Here is a 19706-nt window from a genome sequence, read left to right as displayed (position 1 = left end):
ATGTCAAAACCATCATTACTTAACCTTGTGAATCCACAAGGCGCTGGCGATAGAAAATTCGTTGGCAACCTACCTGGCTCTGCACTGGCTTTAGCCATTGCAGAGTTGGCTGAACAGTACTCAGGCCACACGTTATTGGCAACCCCTGACCCACAAAGCGCATTAAAACTGCAACAAGAGTTGGAGCAGTTTACCGACCACTCCGTGCGCTTATTCCCTGATTGGGAAACCCTGCCATACGATAATTTTTCACCACACCAAGAAATCATCTCAGACCGTATCGCAAGACTGTATCAGTTGCCGACCCAAAGTGACGGCATCACCATCGTACCGATTAATACATTGCTGCAACGCCAATCGCCACGCGATTTCTTAATGCAGCACACATTAATGGTAAAAACCGGTGATCTATTCTCACTTGAAAAACTGCGTCTACAGTTAGAAAAATCTGGTTACCGCCATGTCGATCAAGTCTATGGCCCGGGTGAGTATGCTAGCCGTGGTTCAATCATTGATTTGTTCCCGATGGGGTCAAACGACCCTTACCGCATCGATTTTTTTGATGACGAAATTGATACCATTCGCACCTTTGATCCAGAGAACCAACGTTCCATTACTGACGTTAGCGAGATTCGCCTGCTGCCGGCGCACGAATTTCCGACCTCAGAAAGTGCGATTGAAGATTTCCGCATTCGTTGGCGTCAACGCTTTGAAGCGCGCCGCGAGCCTGAATCTGTCTACATGCAGGTAAGCAAAGGCACTTGGCCTGCGGGTATCGAATATTGGCAACCTCTGTTCTTTGAACAAACCGAAACCTTGTTTGATTATATCCCCGACAACAGCCAGTTAATTGCGGTTGGCGATATTGAATCGGCTATCGATCAATTTCTCACCGACGTGGACTATCGCTACGACCAACGCAAAGTCGACCCGTTACGCCCATTACTTCCGCCCCATGAATTGTGGCTGAAAAAGGACGAGTTATTCGCCCAATTCAAAGCATTGCCGCAAGCACTGCTTAGCGTTGATACGGTAAAAAGAAAGCAAGGCCGCCAAAACCCAGAGATTGCCCCGCTGCCTGAACTCACCGTGCAACATCAAAATAAAGAGCCGATGGCCACGCTGCGTCAATTCAGTGAAGGTTACAACGGCAAAATTATCTTCTCGGTTGAATCTGAAGGTCGCCGTGAAGCGCTGTTAGAATTGCTGCAACGCATCAAACTGCGCCCTATTGAGTGCGCCAGCTTCTGTGAGGCTCTGGCACATAAAGAGAAGTTTACTCTCGTTATCGGTGCCGCTGAGCACGGTTTCCTCTATGGCGACAATCAAATCGCTTTCATCTGTGAAAGCGACCTGCTGGGCGATCGCGTTATTCAGCGCCGCCGCAAAGATCGCAAAGCGACCAATAGCGATGCGGTTATCCGCAACCTTGCTGAACTCAAACCTGGTCAACCTGTGGTACACATTGACCATGGCATTGGCCGCTACCTCGGGCTACAGACACTTGAAGCCGGCGGCATGATCACTGAATACGTGACGCTTGAGTATCAAAATGAAGCCAAATTGTATGTTCCTGTTGCCTCACTGAACCTAATTAGCCGCTATTCTGGCGGTGCTGAAGACAGCGCGCCGCTGCATAAACTGGGTGGAGAAGCGTGGACTAAAGCGCGTCGTAAAGCGGCTGAAAAAGTACGCGATGTTGCGGCTGAACTACTCGATGTTTACGCGAAACGCGAGCTCAAGCCCGGCTACAAATTTGCGCTTGATCGTGGCCAATACGCCACCTTTAAAGCCGGTTTCCCCTTTGAGGAGACCGACGACCAAAGCATGGCAATCAATGCGGTGATGTCAGACATGTGCCAAGCCAAAGCCATGGACCGCTTAGTGTGTGGTGATGTTGGCTTTGGTAAAACCGAAGTGGCGATGCGCGCGGCGTTTGTCGCCACCGACAACGGTAAGCAAGTCGCGGTGCTGGTACCAACGACATTACTTGCTCAGCAACACTTTGAAAACTTCCGCGACCGTTTTGCCAACTTACCCATTCGCGTCGAAGTGCTATCGCGCTTTAAAAGTGCTAAAGAGCAAAAAGTGGTGTTGCAAGATATCGCCGATGGAAAGGTCGATCTCGTGGTGGGTACTCATAAACTGCTATCAAATGACATCGTATTCAAAGATCTCGGCCTATTAATTGTCGATGAAGAACACCGTTTTGGCGTGCGCCAAAAAGAGAAGATGAAAGCGATGCGTGCCGATGTCGATATCCTGACCTTAACCGCAACGCCTATTCCTCGTACGCTCAATATGGCCATGAGTGGTATGCGTGATCTATCAATCATCGCCACACCACCAGCGCGTCGTTTAGCGATCAAAACATTTGTCCGCGAACGTGAAGATACCGTGATCCGCGAAGCGATCTTGCGTGAAATCATGCGTGGTGGCCAAATCTACTTCCTGCACAATCAGGTTGAAACCATTGATAAAGTAGCCGCAGATCTCGAAAAGCTAGTACCAGAAGCACGAATCACTGTCGCTCATGGGCAAATGCGCGAGCGCGAACTTGAAAAAGTGATGAATGATTTCTATCACCAACGCTTTAACTTACTGGTATGTACTACCATTATCGAAACAGGTATTGATGTACCAACCGCCAACACCATCATTATGGATCGCGCGGACAACCTTGGTTTGGCGCAGTTGCACCAATTGCGCGGTCGTGTAGGACGTTCACACCACCAAGCGTATGCCTATTTACTCACGCCTCATCCTAAGGCGATGACCAAAGACGCAATCAAGCGCCTTGATGCGATTGCTTCATTGGAAGACTTGGGGGCTGGCTTTACTCTGGCAACCCACGATTTAGAAATTCGTGGTGCGGGTGAATTACTCGGTGATGAGCAAAGTGGCCAAATTCAGTCGGTTGGTTTTACGCTTTACATGGAAATGCTAGAGCAAGCCGTAGAAGCGCTACGTGAAGGCAAAGAGCCATCGCTAGACGACCTATTACGCGAGCAGACTGAAGTTGAGATGCGCATCCCTGCCCTGCTACCTGAAGATTATATCCCAGACGTGAATACACGCCTGTCGATGTACAAACAGATTGCCAGCGTGGCTGATAATGATGAGTTGAATAACTTAAAAGTAGAGCTTATTGACCGCTTTGGTTTGTTGCCAGATGCCGCCAAAAATCTACTTTCCGTTTCAGAGCTCAAACTCTCTGCAGCGAAATTAAAAGTGAAGAAAATTGAAGCTCATGACAAGGGCGGATATATTGAGTTCTATCCTGATGCTGACATTAATCCGATGTATTTGGTTAGACTGTTACAATCTCAGCCACAGAAATTCGCAATGGAAGGACCAACTAAGTTCAAGTTTATTGTATCATTAGTGGATAGACGGCAAAGAATTCAATTTGTTACTGACATGCTGGCAGAATTCCAGCAAAATTTATTACCAAAACAAGATTAGATTTTTGGGTAACGCTACCCAAATACGGAGTTGTGATGAAAAAGCTGATCGCACTGCTTCTCTTCTTTGTGGCTACGCCAAGCTTGGCGCAGCGACAATTTGATGTCGAAGTGATCATATTTAAACGCGCAGTGGATGCAGAGAAAGTTACCGAATCGTGGCCAAACACTTTGCCACAAATCACTATGGACAAAGTTGGTAGTTTTGGCGATACCAACTACCGTGCTCGTAAAGGCGTACAAATGCTTTCACGCGCCAATTACAAGCTCGATGCACAAGCACAAAAACTGCGTAACCACGCCGGTTTTCAAGTGCTTATGCATAAAGCTTGGCGCCAAGGTGATAAAGGTCGTTTATCAGCCCCTGTATTCCATATTACGGGCGGAAGAGACTATTCGGGCCAATTTAATCCCGACGGTTCACCAATTGGCTCCATCAACGAGTCGGTTATTGATGGTGTTACTGAACAGTCGATTCCCAAACCACTGTATGAACTAGACGGTAAATTGCAGATCTATGTTGAGCATTACCTCTATGCTGATGTAGAACTTGATTTGAAAGAGCCAAGTGTTCGTAAAGTCGTCTTACAAGATCGCGAAATTGAAATTGGTGAAACGGCGACATTTAGCACCGAGAGCAATGTTCAAGCAGGTTTGATGACTGAAATTACGCCAACAGTGCATACTGAAGAGTTCTTAAAAAGTTATCGTATGGATCAAAAGCGTCGCATGCGCAGCAGTGAAACACACTTTCTTGACCACCCGTTACTTGGCATGATCATACAAGTTCGTCGCGTCAACTGATCATCAGTATTCAAAAAATCATCTCTACGCCCTCTTTAAACGAGGGCGTTTTTTTACGCCAATTTTATAACCACGCATCAAAACCCAGTATCACAACATCAACAAACACAAGTCAGCATGCATCTTTGTATGTCCTCCCAACAACGGTCATTTTCATCAACGCTTTGGTAACTATGGGTGGTTCACAACACACAATTTGATTTCGGTATATACTCACCAATCACTGCTGTTGATGATGACCATCTATGAGTCCTGATTACCAAATTATTACCACCGAATTCACTTTACGCTTAATTGATAACGAAGAAAGTGCCCAACTTGAACAACTCATCGCTCGCTCACCAAACCTTCACCACTGGGTTGATTGGTGTCACCAACAATTTAGCCATCAAGAAGCCGAAGATTTTCTATTAGCCACCCGTTTGAACTGGGTAAAATCCGAAGCCTACGGTTTTGGTATCTTCCGTCGAAGTGATGATGCATTGGTCGGCATGGTTGCCATCAATGAGTTCTACCAAACATTTAATATGGCCAGTTTAGGGTATTGGATTGCGGATGAATTCCAACAGCAAGGCTATGGATATAAAGCTCTCGATGCCCTGATCGAGTTTTGTTTTGGTATTTTAAAGCTGACCCGCCTAGAAATAGTATGTGATCCAGACAATCTTGCGAGCCAAAAACTGGCACTCGCATGTGGTGCACAATTTGAAACCTACGCCGCCAATCGATTTATCTTCAACGGCAAACCTAAATGCGGTGCGGTTTACTCTATTATCCCCAGCTAACCAACGCAGACCAACACAATGATGGTAATGGTTACACTAAAACCATTACTGAAAAACAATGCGTCGTCAGAAACAAAAAAAGAGCGCCAAAGGCACTCTTTTTATAATCGTGATGTCTCTTGTTCAACAAGCGTTTAGTGGAGCTTCAAGTTCGGACGTAGTACGCGGTTAATACGACCCATCAAGATAATCAGTGCGGTTTTAAACACACCGTGTAGCGCCATTTGGTGCATGCGGTAAAGTGAAATATACACAACACGCGCAATACGACCTTCAATCATCATTGAGCCCTTCGTCAGGTTACCCATTAGGCTACCTACGGTTGAGAAACGACTCAGAGAGACAAGAGAGCCGTTGTCTTTGTAAACATACGCCTTCAACTCACGACCCGTCAGCTTCGCAACAATGTTACTAAACGCACGGCTCGCCATTTGGTGAGCAGCTTGCGCGCGAGGCGGTACAAATGAACCATCAGGCTGAGTACATTGCGCCAAATCACCAATAACAAAAATGTTGTCATCACGTGTGGTTTGCAAGGTATCTTTTACGACAAGTTGGTTAATACGGTTACTTTCAAGTCCACCAATTTCTTTCATGAAATCTGGCGCTTTAATACCCGCAGCCCACACCATAATTTGTGCGTGGATTTTTTCACCATCTTTGGTCGTTAAACCATCTTTATCCGCTTGCGTTACCATGGTCGCAGTGCGCACATTAACACCTAGCTTAGTTAGCTCTTGGTGTGCTGCGCCTGAAATGCGTGGTGGTAGCGCAGGTAGAATACGCTCACCCGCTTCAACAAGGCTAACATTCAGTTTACTTGAATCTAGATCGCCAAAGCCGTATGTACGTAGCTCTTTCACTGCATTATGTAGCTCAGCCGACAATTCAACACCCGTTGCACCTGCGCCAACAATCGCAATATCCACCGTGCCTTGGCCATTTTTGGCATGCAGCTTTAGGAATTCATTGTTCATATTGGTGCGGAAGCGGTGCGCTTGCTCAGGGCTGTCTAGGAAGATACAGTTTTCGCGTACACCCGGCGTGTTGAAATCATTTGATGTAGAGCCAATCGCAAGTACCAACAAATCGTACTCAAGTTCACGGCTTGGCATCAACAACTCGCCTTGCTCATCTTTCAGTTCAGAAAGGATGATCACCTTACGTTCACGATCGATGTTTTGCAGACTACCGAGTTGGAAATCAAAATGGTGATTTTTTGCATGAGCACGGTAGCTCAGTGCATCAACACCTTCATCAAGTGAACCGGTCGCCACTTCGTGTAACAGTGGTTTCCATAAATGGCTCGCCTTACGGTCAACCAAAGTAATGTTAGCACGACCCTTGCGACCAAGAGTACGACCTAGTTTGGTCGCAAGCTCTAAACCGCCTGCGCCACCACCTACTACGATAATTCGTGTCACAGCAACTATCCTCTAAAATTAAAAAACTAAGAAATTGAGTCAGCTCGCACTGCAAACTGAGGAAATATTTTTAGCTCGCGCTTACGCTGCGATAGAGGTTTCACTTATTGAAACACGTATTTGGATTGAAAGACTGTATCAGTCAGGTGCTTGTCGGACGAAAAACATGTCTCAACCAGCAATATTGGGCAAGTTTTTTCACTCGCTCTCAATTTTTTTTGATATTTATCAAATAAATTTTATTTTACTCATTATATAGAGCAAAACGGACTGCGCAACCAGAGAATGAGAAAAACTCACTATAATCTGTATGGTTTTATGTAACGAGGTGCTTAACTTGAATCGTTCTCGTTGCCGAGACAGTCACGATAGAAACAAAAACGACGTTGGTTCAACGTCGTTTCATTTAAGTCAAACTTGGTATAGCGGAAGAATTAGCCTTCTTTAAAGGCCTTCATTGCTTGCAAGTGTTGGGAAATCTTACTGAATTTGTGCGCTTGTTTTTCGTCCCAAATAACATCGTAATACCCTTCCAACTCTTTCGCTGTGACTTGGTTATTATGGATTTCATCTTCGCGAGACAAAATCACTAAGCAACGCTTGCTATTTTTAACGCGGAATTCTTGCACACATTTAGTCGCAATATCTTCATACTCTTCAGGTCGATCAATTCGTCCCTGCATCGTGCGCTCTGGGTGCAGGTTAGGGTTGAAAACAACCTGTTTGATGCCACACAAGAAACCAATACGCTCTGACCAAAATCCACCAAGGCCTACGCCACAGATGATAGGATTTTTATCGTCCGACTGCTCAATCACTTTATGCACTTCTTTTAATAGATGCTGCATATCATGCTTAGGATGAAGAGTGCTGTAATTGATGAAACGAACATCATCATCAATAAACTGCAATTGAAGAACTTTTTCGTGGTTACCAGGGCTGGTAGAGTCGAAGCCATGTAAATAGATGATCATGTTATTTCCTTATTCTAATCAGTTTGTTTAAACGCTAGCTCACGAAAAGCCCACTAAAATGCAACAAACTTAATTTAATCTAACACGAAAGCTAAGGTTTTAAAGCGCAAGTGATCAGATTCTTGCTTGCCTGCAGCGAAACAGTGATCTCAGCAACAAAACAGACTTAACCAAACTGCTGTTTTAACTGCTCAGCCTGCTGTAAGTAATGCTCATCTCCCCAAAGTTGATAAGCAAGTAAATACCAAAGCATGGCCATCATGGTTGCACGCGGTCGCCAAGCTCTCACGCCTTCAACCCAATCATCAATACCATCAAGTTGGCGCAACTGACAATAACGCTGAATCGCTTCCATTTCATCAATCTCGGCAACATCAATACTCAAGGTAAGGTCCAAACGCGGATCACCAATCGTTGCATATTCCCAATCAATAATTTTAGCGCCTTGCTCGGTATCGACCATGTTGTAACCGGCCAAATCAAAATGACAAAGCGTTTGACCAACATCCGCCAAACTAGGAGCATTACGCCAATCACGATAAATCGCCTGATACGGCTCAGACTTAAGCTCAGCTTTGAGTTGCATCCAATAGTGGTCAACACGCGCAGTGAAACTAAATGGTGCAACAGGAATACGAGTGGTTGGCAGAGAGTGAACAGCGACAAGCGCATCCAGCAGTTGCTCAAAACTGAGCGAATCCGTTAACGCTTGACCTTCAAGCCACTCAACCAGCAAACCTTGATCATTAATATGAATTGGGCTTGGACCGATACCAGAGGCTTCGATTGAAGTCAGTATTTGATATTCCTGAAAGCGCGAAATTGAAAATGCCTTGGTGATATGTGTATTGGGGCGCCATACATAGGCTTTACCACTACTTTCTACCACTTTCCAACATCGGTTCGTTAAGCCCCCTGTCAGGGTTTGCCCATACTCAGGGGGCAGAGCAAAGAAACGATCTAACGACAGCAAAGAGCTATCGAGCTGACAAGCTTCATTCCATGACATTCGCGCCATACGTCGTTCCTTGCTCTAGTAATAATAATGGTACTTAAAAATTACGTTACAAGCCTAAAAAGCTTTTAGATTCTTGTTTGCGAATTTCGGTTTCATCAGCCCATTCGATAAGGCCTGATTCAAGATCCATCAAACGCATGGTCATTTTGTAATACACATCTTTGTCGCTACCTGCCGATTTAGCGATACTTGATAGGTTGCCGTACAACATGTATTGCGCCCCAACCATTTTACCAAATTGAATCGCATTACTTTGATTCACTAATTCGTCATTGTTTTGGAAGTTCAGCTGATCACGAACCGCTTCGACACGATCCATATCAACAAAACGGAACTTGCCTGAGTTAAGCAGTTTAGTGCTGATACTGTCGGTAATGGATTCAGTATCAATATGCTCACTGGTTTTATTCTTGATGCGCTCAACGAAAACAATAGGACGTGAATCACGAGTAATCGCTGCAACAGAACCCGAGTTCAGCATGCTATCAACCATTTCCCCTGCGATAGTTTGCAAATCGGTAGAGCCGAAATCGATGGTAGTTGTTTCTACTGCTTGAGCATCACCATAGCTAACTTGATTTGAACAACCGCCCAAAACAACCGCTAAACCCAACAGCGCAATGACACTTTTTTTCATGAGACTTTCCTTAAATATTGTTCAATGTAACCAAAGCTAATCAACTTAAATGATCACTTGGTATTAATCGTTGTTTCTTCTAATTTGTACTCGAAATTGGGTTGCCGATGGATTGACTGACACCTCAGAAATAGAGCGTGTTTCTGCACCACGAACAATCAAACGTCGCCAGTTGCTTACCTTGGTGTTCACTTCAAGGCCCTGATCATCGTACCAATAAAAACGATACAACAAATCGAGATCGCTGCTTAGGTTGTTGGTGACGCTGACAATGCCCTGAGTATGCCCATCAACGACTCTCGTGGTAATGTCATCAACACTTATACTCCGAGACATAGATGAATCAGCAAACAACACCGTCTGCGAATCACCATTGATACGCAGACCCGATGTATTGGTACTACAAGCTACAATGGCAAACATTGATAAGACCACTAAAACGAATTTCTTCATTACAATCTTCCTAGTTGCTTATGCCACAAGGTGGCATTGTTGCCTTGACGAGACAGCCACACCAACACCGTTTGCCCCTGAGGCGCATCGAAGTTGTATGTCTGTCCATTAATATCAAGTCGCTGCTCTCCAGCATTCACTACCGTCGAGCTGCTATAAATGGCTGCAGGCAAAGTCTGCCAGCTACGAGTGTCCGGCTGCTCAGTAAGCGTATTCCAGACATTAAAAATTAAGTTACCGACATCGTCGCCATTCGCCGCTTCTTTACGCAATTGATCTTTCGCCACGACTCTTAATGCCTGACGAATCACAATGCTTGGCATGCGTTCACTTAAATCACGCTGAGCCATCAAGTTAACATCCGCTAACAGATCTTGAGACAGACCTTGTTGATTAAGCTTTGGCGCTGAAAAACGAAACTGATTACTTTCCGGATAATAAGGCAACGCTAAAGAATACAATGCACCATTCCCGCGACTGTCATACAGGGGTAAAGATAATTTCCACCCTTGCAGTGCTTCAACCACATCTTGCTCTTGTAAAACAATAACTCTCGCCTTACCGGTGGCCAAGGTTTGTGCTTTACCATAACGTTGTTCAAGCTGACGCAAGTCATCACTCATACCCAAACGCTTAGCGACGCGCATCGTGCTGTCTATCACCGCGCGGTTATCGGGCATCACTGCCAATGCGCGACGATAATCAACATACGCACTATTTAGGTCATTATCCGCCTCATACAATAACGCGGATAAATACATTAAATAGGCATTCTGTACCGCTTGAAGTGTCTTACCTGCGTCAGGGTATTTGGCTAATACGCTACCAAGGTTCGGTGTTAAACCTTGCGACTTCATCTCTTTTTCTGCCGACTCTAGTGCACGTTCCCTATCCTTTCTGGCTTGCTCTTGTACTTGATTTGCGCGACGCATTTCCACCAGCGCATCATCCAATTTATTGGCTTTGACGTAATTCAAACCTAAGTATAGATGGAGAAAGCCAAGTTCATAATCAGCAGGTTGGTAGGTTTTGAGATTGTCATTGACGGCTAAAGAGCCAACGCTTGAGGCGGTATCTGAAATAGAGATCACCGCTTTGTCCTGTTCAGCTCTAACGGCGTTGTCACCTAGCTCTAACGCAGATTGGCTTTGTGGGTAATCTTGATTGAGTAGGTACACTCGACCCTTCTCAAAGTTATCCAATATGTCACCTGCAATGTCGTCAGGTAGATTGTCTTTAGCTTGCAGGTAATCGCCAGCCTTAACCGCCTGGTATACGGTTTCATTTTGCGCGCTGTAGTGGCTAAATAAATTGCCTGCGGAGAAGTTGGCACAAGCGGAGAGCAGTAAAGAACTGGTTAACACCAGCATGAGTCGAATAGTTATCTTCAATTCGTACTCCATTTTATTGAAATAAAAAGCACGCTGTTAATGTCGTGCTTTTATGACCACATATAGTGCAGTTTAGTTCATCAAAAGTGGGCCTAGCGGACAACCACCAACTAAATGCATATGAATGTGATAGACCTCTTGGCCGCCATGTGAATTACAGTTCACAATGAGACGGTAGCCATCTTGGTCAATGCCTTCTTCTTTTGCTAACTTTTTTGCCACCGTGAACATACGACCCATGGCCATTTCGTCGTCAACTTCGACATCATTCACGGTTGGGATAAGCTTATTTGGCACGATCAGAATGTGCTTGGGTGCACGAGGATTAATATCGCGAAATGCCGTTACCAAATCATCTTGGTAAACAACATCTGCAGGGATTTCTTTGCGAATAATTTTGCTAAAAATGGTCTCTTCGGCCATGTTGGCTCCATAAACTTGCTTAACTAAACAATCAGATGAGTATGCGTCATGCATCTCAAAATCACAATAAAAAACAACGTTCATTTAACCAAAAGCACTCAAATTTCTTTACGAAAAAATTTTTTTTGTCTTGTGCGTCATAAAACGTGTGTCTCGATATCAATACACTCGTCCTAAGTCTGATAATTTTCACTATAAATTATCCCAATAAGGAGAGGTCCATGAAAGGTTCAGTGATAAGAAGGATGTACGCTGGCTTTGCATTGATCATTCTGATGTTCGCAGTATCCACAATTTTAGCATTGCGTGGAATGGAACAAATTCATCAGAATTTCGCTAGCGTTACCAACACATCTCTGCCGCTTGTTTCAATGTCTAATCGTACGAACGTAGCGTTGCTGACAGCTGACAAACTTTTCAAGGACTACTTGACTACGCAAAGTTTCGAGCGCATGGATGTCATCCGCTCAGAATTTGTCGATGCCAAAGCCCATTACGACCAAACATTGATCGAACTTGAACAAGCCAGTGCCAATAGCCCTGAACTTATCGAACGCATCGAACAAGTAAAAGCAATGGAGCAGCGTTATTTTGCGGAAGCCGCCGATGCGATGGATAACTATCGCAATATGTTTGAAGCACAAGAGTTAGTGCAACAATCAACGCGCCAGTTTCAGCGACTTCATGCCGAACTCAGCACAGGCATGAAAGAGTATGTGGATGACCAAGATAAGATCGCGGTTAAAGTGATGGCTAGAAGCTATTTCGAAAAACTGAAAGATGCTGAGGTGATCACCTCAGACGCGCTTGCCAGCAGTGACACGACATTTGTTGCCGAAGCGGTAGCGAAAAATAAAAAAGCTGTTACGCACCTCAATTATTCCTACCGTGGTTTACTGACTCAATTACCTTCACTAAAGGAGAAATTTGACGGACCTGTAAACCAATTCACCATCGACATTGGTCAAAAAGGTGGGGTATTGGATCAACACAATAACTACCTACTGTCACGCGAAGCGCTTTACAACAATATCGCCAACCTGACTAAAGAAGTCGATACATCAATGGCACTGCTCCATTCGTTCAGTGAAACGGCGCAAAATGGCTTGAACGCATCTTTAGTTGAAGCAGGGAAAGTTTACGATTCTGGTTTAATCCGTTCGATCTTCCTTTGCCTTGTGGTTGTGGCATTGGCTGCAGGGATCGGCTATCACATCGCCCACAGTGTGCGTACCCCACTGACTCGTATCCTAAAAACACTCGAAGCACTAAGCGGCGGCGATATGACCCAACGTATCGAAATCCGTTTTAACAATGAATTCAGTCGTGTTAGCGGCCACATTAATGACTTGGCAGATAACCTACACAACATTTTGGTGCGCTTAAACGACGCATCCGACAACCTAACGCATACTGCAAATAACAACCAAGAAACGTTATCAGGCACACAGTCTCAGTTGAATCAACAGCGTCAACAAACTGCAAGTGTGGCTACCGCGATGAATCAAATGTCGCACTCGGTTGAAGAAGTGGCGCAAAGCGCTCAAAGCTCACTACAAATGGTTGGACAAGTAGAATTGGCCTCTGAACAAGGTCGCCAAATCATGAGCACCAACATTACTACTATCAATCAGCTTGAAACGCGCTTAAATGAGTCGGTTGATGCGGTGAAAGAGCTACAAAATATGAGCAGTAAAATTGGCTCTATCCTCGATGTCATTCGTAACATCGCGGAACAAACCAATCTACTGGCATTGAATGCAGCGATTGAGGCGGCTCGCGCCGGAGAACAAGGTCGTGGCTTTGCAGTGGTCGCAGATGAAGTGCGCGTACTGGCACAGCGTACTACTGAATCTACCTCTGAGATTGAAAACATGATCAGTGCACTGCAAAGCAGCTCAACCTCAGCCAACAGTGTGATTCAAAGCTGTATGGACGACATGACCTTATCAGTAGACCAAGCTTCCAATGCCAATAGCGCGATGGAAGAGATTCAATCACTGATCATGGAAATCAGCCAAATGAGTGCTCATATTTCCAGTGCGGCCGTTGAACAGAACCAAACCGCAGCAGAAATAGCATTGAGCATTGAAGAAATTAATGGCATCGCTGATTCAAGCTATCGTGCAATGGCTGAGATTGCCAGCACCAGCAGCAACTTGACCCAATTGGCCAACCAGCAAGGAGAGTTGGTGCATCGATTTAAGGTTTGATTGTAAATTTTTGGCTAAATAATTGAACAAGGGCGATTAATTTGATTAATCGCCCTTGTTTTTTTATACGTCCAACATTATATGGTAAGAAGGCTTGCTGATTTACCCATATTCACCTTCCGTTTCGCAAGCCAAACATGAGGAACAACTATGGCCGTTCATGTTGGCATTATTGACCAGGACCCAATTCGACTAGTCACGCCACTACTCGATAATCGTACTATCAGTCAGCACATCGTATTTATTGGTGTGAGAGCTCAAGAAGAGATTTATCACCGTCTTCATAGCGTGCTGGCTAAACGTAACATCAGCTCAGAATTTTTTGAAATACCTAATGTAGCCAACGTCGCCAAGATCAAACAAGCAGTTTGCCAGCTTGCCTCTGACCTAAAATCTCGTGGTGAAGAAGTCAAACTCAATGCAAGTTGCGGCCTTCGTCATCGCTTGCTCTCTGTGTATGAAGTATTCCGCAGTTTGCATTGGCCAATTTTTGTCGTCGAGCCAAACAGTGACCGTCTATGCTGGCTTTATCCAGAAGGCAAAGACGATACGCAAGTTGAAGACCGCATCACTATTGATGACTACCTCACCATCTTCGGTGCGCGTGGGGAATTCAATGATCATGACCTCCCTCCTCAGCTCGATCAAAAGTTGTATGAACTGGGCGAACGCTGGGCGAGTAACGCATTAGAATTAGGCCCAGGCCTTGCGACATTAAACTATCTAGCGACAACCTGTCGTAAAGAGCAGCGCCTCAGTGTTGAGCTATCCGATAAACAACAAGGGTATCGGGAACTCAATATGCTACTCAGCGATTTGGTCGAAGCCGATATTGCAACTTATCAAGATGGTATTTTGACCTTCGCTAGTGAGGAAGCGCGTCGCTTCTCCAACGGTGAGTGGCTGGAAACGTTGGTACACAGCACGGTACGTCAAATTCAACAAGATATGCCTAGCATCCAAGACCATTCGCTAAACGTTCAAGTTTATCGCCAACTCGGTGAGCGTGAAGTCCGAAATGAACTGGATGTCGCTTCCGTAGTGAACAACAAGCTACACATCATCGAATGCAAAACCAAAGGCATGCGTGATGATGGTGATGACACCTTGTACAAATTGGAGTCATTGCGTGATCTACTGGGCGGCCTACAAGCTCGCGCCATGTTAGTCAGCTTCCGCCCGTTACGTTATAACGATATCACCCGCGCTGAAGATCTTGGTTTGGCCCTCATCGGCCCTGAAGAACTTAAAGATCTTAAAACCTACCTCAAGCAATGGTTCATTGAGGCCGGCGGTTCTGAAGACTGCTCTGATTGTTAACGCGATTACCATAACGTGCTTTATGCAACTTAACTAATAGCCTCGATTGTATCGAGGCTTTTTTGTTTGATCAAAATCAAACGTACGCCATCCCTAACATTAGGGCGATGTACTTTTGACATCACAACGCTAGCATAAGCGCATCACCTTATTTGAGCACCGCTATGTCTTCTCTACCCGCTTCAGCGTTTTCACAGACCTTACTCAATATTGCGTTAAACTTGAGCTCTAACTTAACCAGCGAAGAGCAATACCAACACCTTGTCGAGGGCGTGAGTACCGTCTTTCCTTGTGATGCTGCGGCATTGTTCATTCTCGATGAACAAGGATTTCTCACCCCAGTGGCCGTCAAAGGGCTTTCTGCTGCAATTTTAGGCCGTCGCTTCTATCCGACAGCGCATCCCCGCCTTGAACAAATTATACATAGCCGCGAACCGGTGCGGTTTGATGCCAACTGCTCACTGCCCGATCCCTTTGATGGAGTATTGCTTACTGAAGAGCAAACCATTGATGTGCATGACTGTTTAGGCTGCAGCCTATACGTCGAAGGCCAATTGGTTGGCGTGTTAACCATGGATGCGCTCGCGGTAGGTGCATTCGATCATTTAGACCCGGTGGAAGTGGCGACCTTTGCTGCATTAACCGCGGCGACTTTGCGTAATATCGCCCAGTTTAATAGCCTCAAAGCGCAAAACCGTAAACATAGAAGCGTAACCCAAACGCTGATCCACCAAGCTCGTTCTCAGCAAGGCGAGATGATCGGCCTTAGCCCGCAGTTTGAGCGCTTGAAAACCAATATCGCAACCGTCGCACAATCGGATTTTGCCGTGCTTATTAGTGGTGAAACTGGTACAGGCAAAGAGTTGGTTGCGCGCAATCTCACCGCGCAGATAAACCGATGATTTACGTCAACTGTGCAGCATTGCCTGAAGGTTTGGCCGAGAGTGAATTGTTTGGTCATATAAAAGGGGCATTCACCGGCGCCAACAGCCATCGTTCCGGTAAGTTTGAATTGGCCGATGGCGGGACAATTTTCCTCGATGAGATCGGTGAACTACCTTTGATCTTGCAGGCTAAATTATTACGTGTGATTCAACAAGGAGAGCTACAACGGGTGGGGAGTGATCAGCACTTAACCGTCAACGTCCGCATTATTGCAGCCACTAATCGTCATTTAGAAGACGAAGTTGAACAGGGTCGCTTTCGCGCTGATCTCTATCATCGCCTCAACGTTTTTCCAATTCACGTTCCCCCACTTCGTACACGTGAGGGCGACATTGCGGTACTCGCCGGTTACCTGTTGGAAAAAGTGCGTTTGCAATTTAATGCTCCGAACCTACATGTTCACCCTAAGGCACTGCAAGTGCTAGAAAATCAGGGTTGGCCAGGCAATATACGCCAGCTTGAACACTGCTTAACACGCGCGGCCTTGCATGCGATTCAGCAAGATCAAACCACTATTCAACTCGACCATTTTGACGAATTAAAAAGCCAATTTGGTGTAAACGCGAACAATGATGTAAAAAACACATCGCGCTATTTTCCGACTGAAAGCCAACCAATGCGAGCGCTGGTTGAGCAATACCAACAAGATTTAATTGTACACGCCTTGAACAAATCGTCGAACACTTGGTCACAAGCGGCTGATTTTCTTCAGATGGATCGCGGCAACTTGTACCGAATGGGTAAAAAATTGTCGATAAAATCCTAACGATCCATCACGCATCGTTGTAATAAAGACATCACTACCGTTGTCTTTATTACAACAACTCAATTCAAAAAATTAAATTTACCCAATAAAATCAATGATATAACTTTTGGCACGCTCTGTGCTCTATAGGCTTCATACAACAGATGTGTGAGCCAACAATTGCTGGCCAGCGCAATTATTATTTAGAGTAAACTGGAGAGCCCCTATGTTCTGTATTCAATGTGAACAGACGATTCAAACCCCAACCATCAAAGGCTGCTCATTTGCCCAAGGCATGTGTGGCAAAACCGCTGAGGTCTCTGATCTTCAAGATGTTCTCGTTTACCTACTTCAAGGGGTTTCTTACTGGGCTTCTCAAGCTCGTCGTTTTGACATTGTTGACCAAGAAATTGATATGTGGGCACCACGCGCTTTCTTTGCCACATTGACCAACGTAAACTTCGACCCTGAACGTATTTTGGAGCTAACCAGCCAAGCAGCTCTTTACAAAGAACGTCTTAAACAGAGCACCATCGCAGCAGCAACTCTTGCCAATCAAACCCTTGAAATCGCGCCACAAGTAGCAGAGTTTGAGTTACCAGAAAACGCAGAGAAGATCCTTGCATTTGCTCCCAATGCGGCGGTGAACCGCGGTAAAGAGCAGGTCAACGAAGATGTTGTTGGCTTACGCCTGCTGTGCCTATACGGCTTAAAGGGCGCTGCAGCGTATATGGAACACGCACGTGTATTGGGTCAAACTGATAGCGCGATCGTCTCTCAATACCACAACATCATGGCATGGTTAGGCACTGAACCAACGGACCTCAATGAGCTGCTTGAATGCTCAATGGAGATTGGTTTGATGAATTACAAAGTGATGGAAATGCTCGATCACGGCGAAACCGCGACGTTTGGTCACCCTGCCCCAACCAGCGTCAACGTAAAGACCCGCCAAGGTAAATGTATTTTAGTCTCTGGTCATGATCTGCATGACCTTGAGAAAATTCTGCAACAAACCGAGGGAAAAGGCATAAACGTTTATACCAACGGTGAAATGCTCCCTGCGCACGGTTACCCAGAATTGAATAAGTACCCTCATCTTGCTGGTAACTACGGAAGCGCATGGCAAAATCAACAAAAAGAGTTTGCTAACTTCCCGGGCGCAATCGTGATGACATCAAACTGCCTACTTAACCCAGATGTCGGTCAATACGCTGATCGTCTATTTACTCGCAGCATCGTTGGTTGGCCAGGTGTAGCTCACCTTGAAGGTGATGATTTCTCGGCGGTAATTGAATGTGCCCTAAGTCACCCAGGTTTCCAACACAACGAAATTGAGCAGATGATCACGGTTGGATTTGGTCGCAACGCTCTCATGAACGCTGCGCCAGCGGTTATTGATCAAGTTAAGCAAGGTAACATTCGCCACTTCTTCCTAGTTGGCGGCTGTGATGGTGACAAAGCCGAACGCAGTTACTACACCGACTTCACCGCGAATGCGCCTGAAGACACATTAATTCTCACGCTGGCTTGCGGCAAATTCCGCTTCAACAAAAATCAGTTTGGCGATATTAACGGCATCCCTCGCTTGCTCGATGTGGGTCAATGTAACGATGCCTATTCAGCAATCCAATTGGCATTAGCGCTGGCAAACGAGTTTGATTGTGGCATCAACGAGCTGCCGCTAACCTTAGTGCTTTCTTGGTTTGAACAAAAAGCGATCGTTATCTTACTCACTCTATTCGCTTTGGGCGTAAAAGGCATCTACACCGGCCCTACAGCACCAGCCTTCATAACCGACAACCTATTAGCCATCATTCAAGAGAAGTTCGATATGCGTTCTATCTCTAACGTTGAAGATGACCTACAAGCGATTCTAGGCGCTTAATCGAGTCGCCGACCTTTATTTGAGGGTCGGCCTTTTTGGGTTTCATCCCCTCTAATCCAAACGTTATGTAGCTGATGAACCACTTGCCCTCATAGGGTCATCACATAACCACCATCATGTACTAACCGTAAACGAGATTAACTATGTATTTTGAATGGCAGGGCTCTCAACCCGTCCAATTACGTTGCATCGACAAGTATGTTGAAACGCCCGATACTATGAGCATTAAACTTGCGCCGCTAGAAAGCCAACTTGCCGCGTTTGATTCCATCCAGTTCGATTTTAAACCCGGCCAATTCATTACGGTTGGTGTAGAAATTGAGCAAAAAATGGAATATCGCGCGTATTCACTTAGTTCGATCGCTGGCGAATCTCATTTACAACTCACCATCAAGCGAGTGGAAGGCGGTAAAGTCTCCAACTATTTGCTCGACAACCTACAAGTTGGTGACCTGTTATTTGCCTTGCCACCCAGTGGCGAATTTAATAGCGTTGACCATCCCCCAAAGCCCATCAATGGCAACACAAAAGCGTTACTGATAAGTGCAGGTTGCGGCATCACACCCGTCTATGCAATGGCCAAGCAGTGGCTAGCCAATGGTGCTAATGTTGATGTTCAGTTTTTGCATGTCGCGAAGTCGGCTCAACAAACCATCTACTTTGATGCACTTGAGTCAATGGCTGCAACCGAAGAACAGTTCACGTTGTCACTACTACTAAAAGATGCCAGCGGAACAATGCATCCACAAGGTCGTTTAAACAAAGAATGGCTTTTGCAATTGGTACCAGATTTAATCCAACGTACGGTCTATTTATGCGGCCCTCAACAGTTTATGCAAGATACTCACGACAACTTGCAAGCTCTGGGATTTGATATGAGCAATTTCGTTCAAGAAAGCTTTACCCCCATCAGCTCAGCAAATGAATTTGAACCAGACGATCACGCCGAAGATAAAACGGTGTCCGTTTCTGTTGAAGCGTTTGATAAAGAGATGACGGTTCAGCAAGGCGCTGTATTAGCCGACACATTGGAAGCAGCAGGCCTGCCCCTGATCGTCGCTTGTCGAAGTGGTATTTGCGGGTCATGCAAATGCAAAGTAATAGCCGGGTCAGTTCGTAGCACAAGCCTTGAAACACTGACTGCAGCAGAAATCGAGCAAGGCTACGTACTCGCCTGCTCCTCAACAGTGGAAAGTGACCTTGCAGTACAAATAGGCTGATC

General features: G+C 45.5%; 14 protein-coding genes and 1 pseudogene. 8 read left to right on the top strand and 7 right to left on the bottom strand.

Annotated elements, in window-relative coordinates:
• The 3 genes from mfd (at position 1) to RH85_RS03620 (ending at position 5053) form a co-directional block, all read left to right on the top strand.
• The gene (mfd, locus tag RH85_RS03630; RefSeq protein WP_006710843.1) at positions 1-3465 is read left to right on the top strand and encodes a transcription-repair coupling factor; all 3465 of its coding nucleotides are present in this window, start codon (positions 1-3) and stop codon (positions 3463-3465) included.
• Between the two features lie 35 nt (positions 3466-3500).
• Entirely contained in the window at positions 3501-4268 is a 768-nt protein-coding gene (locus RH85_RS03625) for a peptidoglycan binding protein CsiV (protein WP_006710842.1), read from the top strand.
• Positions 4269-4513: 245 nt separating this feature from the next.
• Positions 4514-5053: a GNAT family N-acetyltransferase gene (locus RH85_RS03620; protein WP_006710841.1), complete on the top strand. Its 540-nt coding sequence runs from the start codon at positions 4514-4516 to the stop codon at positions 5051-5053.
• Between the two features lie 134 nt (positions 5054-5187).
• Here RH85_RS03620 and RH85_RS03615 read toward each other — a convergent pair whose 3' ends face one another.
• From RH85_RS03615 to hinT, 7 genes are all read right to left on the bottom strand, one after another.
• Positions 5188-6477 carry an NAD(P)/FAD-dependent oxidoreductase gene (locus RH85_RS03615; RefSeq protein ID WP_006710840.1) on the bottom strand — a complete coding sequence of 430 codons (1290 nt, stop codon included), beginning with the start codon at positions 6475-6477 and terminating at the stop codon, positions 5188-5190.
• Between the two features lie 434 nt (positions 6478-6911).
• The gene (ycfP, locus tag RH85_RS03610) at positions 6912-7451 is read right to left on the bottom strand and encodes an alpha/beta hydrolase YcfP (RefSeq protein WP_006710839.1); all 540 of its coding nucleotides are present in this window, start codon (positions 7449-7451) and stop codon (positions 6912-6914) included.
• Positions 7452-7617: 166 nt separating this feature from the next.
• Positions 7618-8469 (bottom strand): phosphotransferase, encoded by an 852-nt coding sequence (locus RH85_RS03605; RefSeq protein WP_006710838.1) that lies wholly within the window; start codon positions 8467-8469, stop codon positions 7618-7620.
• 46 nt (positions 8470-8515) lie between these two features.
• Positions 8516-9106: a penicillin-binding protein activator LpoB gene (gene lpoB / locus RH85_RS03600; protein WP_006710837.1), complete on the bottom strand. Its 591-nt coding sequence runs from the start codon at positions 9104-9106 to the stop codon at positions 8516-8518.
• A 63-nt stretch (positions 9107-9169) separates the two neighbouring features.
• Positions 9170-9559: a YcfL family putative periplasmic lipoprotein gene (locus RH85_RS03595; protein ID WP_006710836.1), complete on the bottom strand. Its 390-nt coding sequence runs from the start codon at positions 9557-9559 to the stop codon at positions 9170-9172.
• The gene (locus tag RH85_RS03590; RefSeq protein ID WP_039948498.1) at positions 9559-10962 is read right to left on the bottom strand and encodes a COG3014 family protein; all 1404 of its coding nucleotides are present in this window, start codon (positions 10960-10962) and stop codon (positions 9559-9561) included. Before RH85_RS03590 ends, RH85_RS03595 begins: the two co-directional genes overlap by 1 nt.
• Positions 10963-11022: 60 nt before the next feature.
• Complete coding sequence (gene hinT, locus RH85_RS03585; RefSeq protein WP_006710834.1) at positions 11023-11373, bottom strand: purine nucleoside phosphoramidase; 351 nt, start codon at positions 11371-11373, stop codon at positions 11023-11025.
• Between the two features lie 221 nt (positions 11374-11594).
• On the opposite strand from hinT, the gene RH85_RS03580 reads away from it, so the two are divergent.
• The 5 genes and pseudogenes from RH85_RS03580 (at position 11595) to RH85_RS03560 (ending at position 19704) form a co-directional block, all read left to right on the top strand.
• Positions 11595-13586, top strand: a complete 1992-nt coding sequence (locus tag RH85_RS03580) for a methyl-accepting chemotaxis protein (protein ID WP_006710833.1) — start codon at positions 11595-11597, stop codon at positions 13584-13586.
• Between the two features lie 150 nt (positions 13587-13736).
• Complete coding sequence (locus RH85_RS03575; protein ID WP_006710832.1) at positions 13737-14906, top strand: DUF1887 family protein; 1170 nt, start codon at positions 13737-13739, stop codon at positions 14904-14906.
• A 164-nt stretch (positions 14907-15070) separates the two neighbouring features.
• A pseudogene (norR, locus tag RH85_RS03570) lies at positions 15071-16617 on the top strand (nitric oxide reductase transcriptional regulator NorR).
• A gap of 205 nt (positions 16618-16822) precedes the next feature.
• Entirely contained in the window at positions 16823-18484 is a 1662-nt protein-coding gene (gene hcp, locus RH85_RS03565; RefSeq protein ID WP_006710831.1) for a hydroxylamine reductase, read from the top strand.
• A 143-nt stretch (positions 18485-18627) separates the two neighbouring features.
• Positions 18628-19704 (top strand): FAD-binding oxidoreductase, encoded by a 1077-nt coding sequence (locus tag RH85_RS03560; RefSeq protein WP_006710830.1) that lies wholly within the window; start codon positions 18628-18630, stop codon positions 19702-19704.
• Positions 19705-19706: the final 2 nt, after the last annotated feature.

The organism is Vibrio ichthyoenteri ATCC 700023 (assembly GCF_000222605.1).
GTDB classification, from domain to species: domain Bacteria; phylum Pseudomonadota; class Gammaproteobacteria; order Enterobacterales; family Vibrionaceae; genus Vibrio; species Vibrio ichthyoenteri.
Note: the sequence above shows the minus strand (reverse complement) of the source record. Positions and strands in the feature narration are given on the sequence as shown.

What these genes read in the sequence shown, in the direction of transcription:
- mfd (WP_006710843.1), top strand. Translation starts at nt 1, where the DNA reads ATGTCAAAACCATCATTACTTAACCTTGTGAATCCACAAGGCGCTGGC.
- RH85_RS03625 (WP_006710842.1), top strand. Translation starts at nt 3,501, where the DNA reads ATGAAAAAGCTGATCGCACTGCTTCTCTTCTTTGTGGCTACGCCAAGC.
- RH85_RS03620 (WP_006710841.1), top strand. Translation starts at nt 4,514, where the DNA reads ATGAGTCCTGATTACCAAATTATTACCACCGAATTCACTTTACGCTTA.
- ycfP (WP_006710839.1), bottom strand. Translation starts at nt 7,451, where the DNA reads ATGATCATCTATTTACATGGCTTCGACTCTACCAGCCCTGGTAACCAC.
- RH85_RS03605 (WP_006710838.1), bottom strand. Translation starts at nt 8,469, where the DNA reads ATGGCGCGAATGTCATGGAATGAAGCTTGTCAGCTCGATAGCTCTTTG.
- lpoB (WP_006710837.1), bottom strand. Translation starts at nt 9,106, where the DNA reads ATGAAAAAAAGTGTCATTGCGCTGTTGGGTTTAGCGGTTGTTTTGGGC.
- RH85_RS03595 (WP_006710836.1), bottom strand. Translation starts at nt 9,559, where the DNA reads ATGAAGAAATTCGTTTTAGTGGTCTTATCAATGTTTGCCATTGTAGCT.
- RH85_RS03590 (WP_039948498.1), bottom strand. Translation starts at nt 10,962, where the DNA reads ATGGAGTACGAATTGAAGATAACTATTCGACTCATGCTGGTGTTAACC.
- hinT (WP_006710834.1), bottom strand. Translation starts at nt 11,373, where the DNA reads ATGGCCGAAGAGACCATTTTTAGCAAAATTATTCGCAAAGAAATCCCT.
- RH85_RS03580 (WP_006710833.1), top strand. Translation starts at nt 11,595, where the DNA reads ATGAAAGGTTCAGTGATAAGAAGGATGTACGCTGGCTTTGCATTGATC.
- RH85_RS03575 (WP_006710832.1), top strand. Translation starts at nt 13,737, where the DNA reads ATGGCCGTTCATGTTGGCATTATTGACCAGGACCCAATTCGACTAGTC.
- hcp (WP_006710831.1), top strand. Translation starts at nt 16,823, where the DNA reads ATGTTCTGTATTCAATGTGAACAGACGATTCAAACCCCAACCATCAAA.
- RH85_RS03560 (WP_006710830.1), top strand. Translation starts at nt 18,628, where the DNA reads ATGTATTTTGAATGGCAGGGCTCTCAACCCGTCCAATTACGTTGCATC.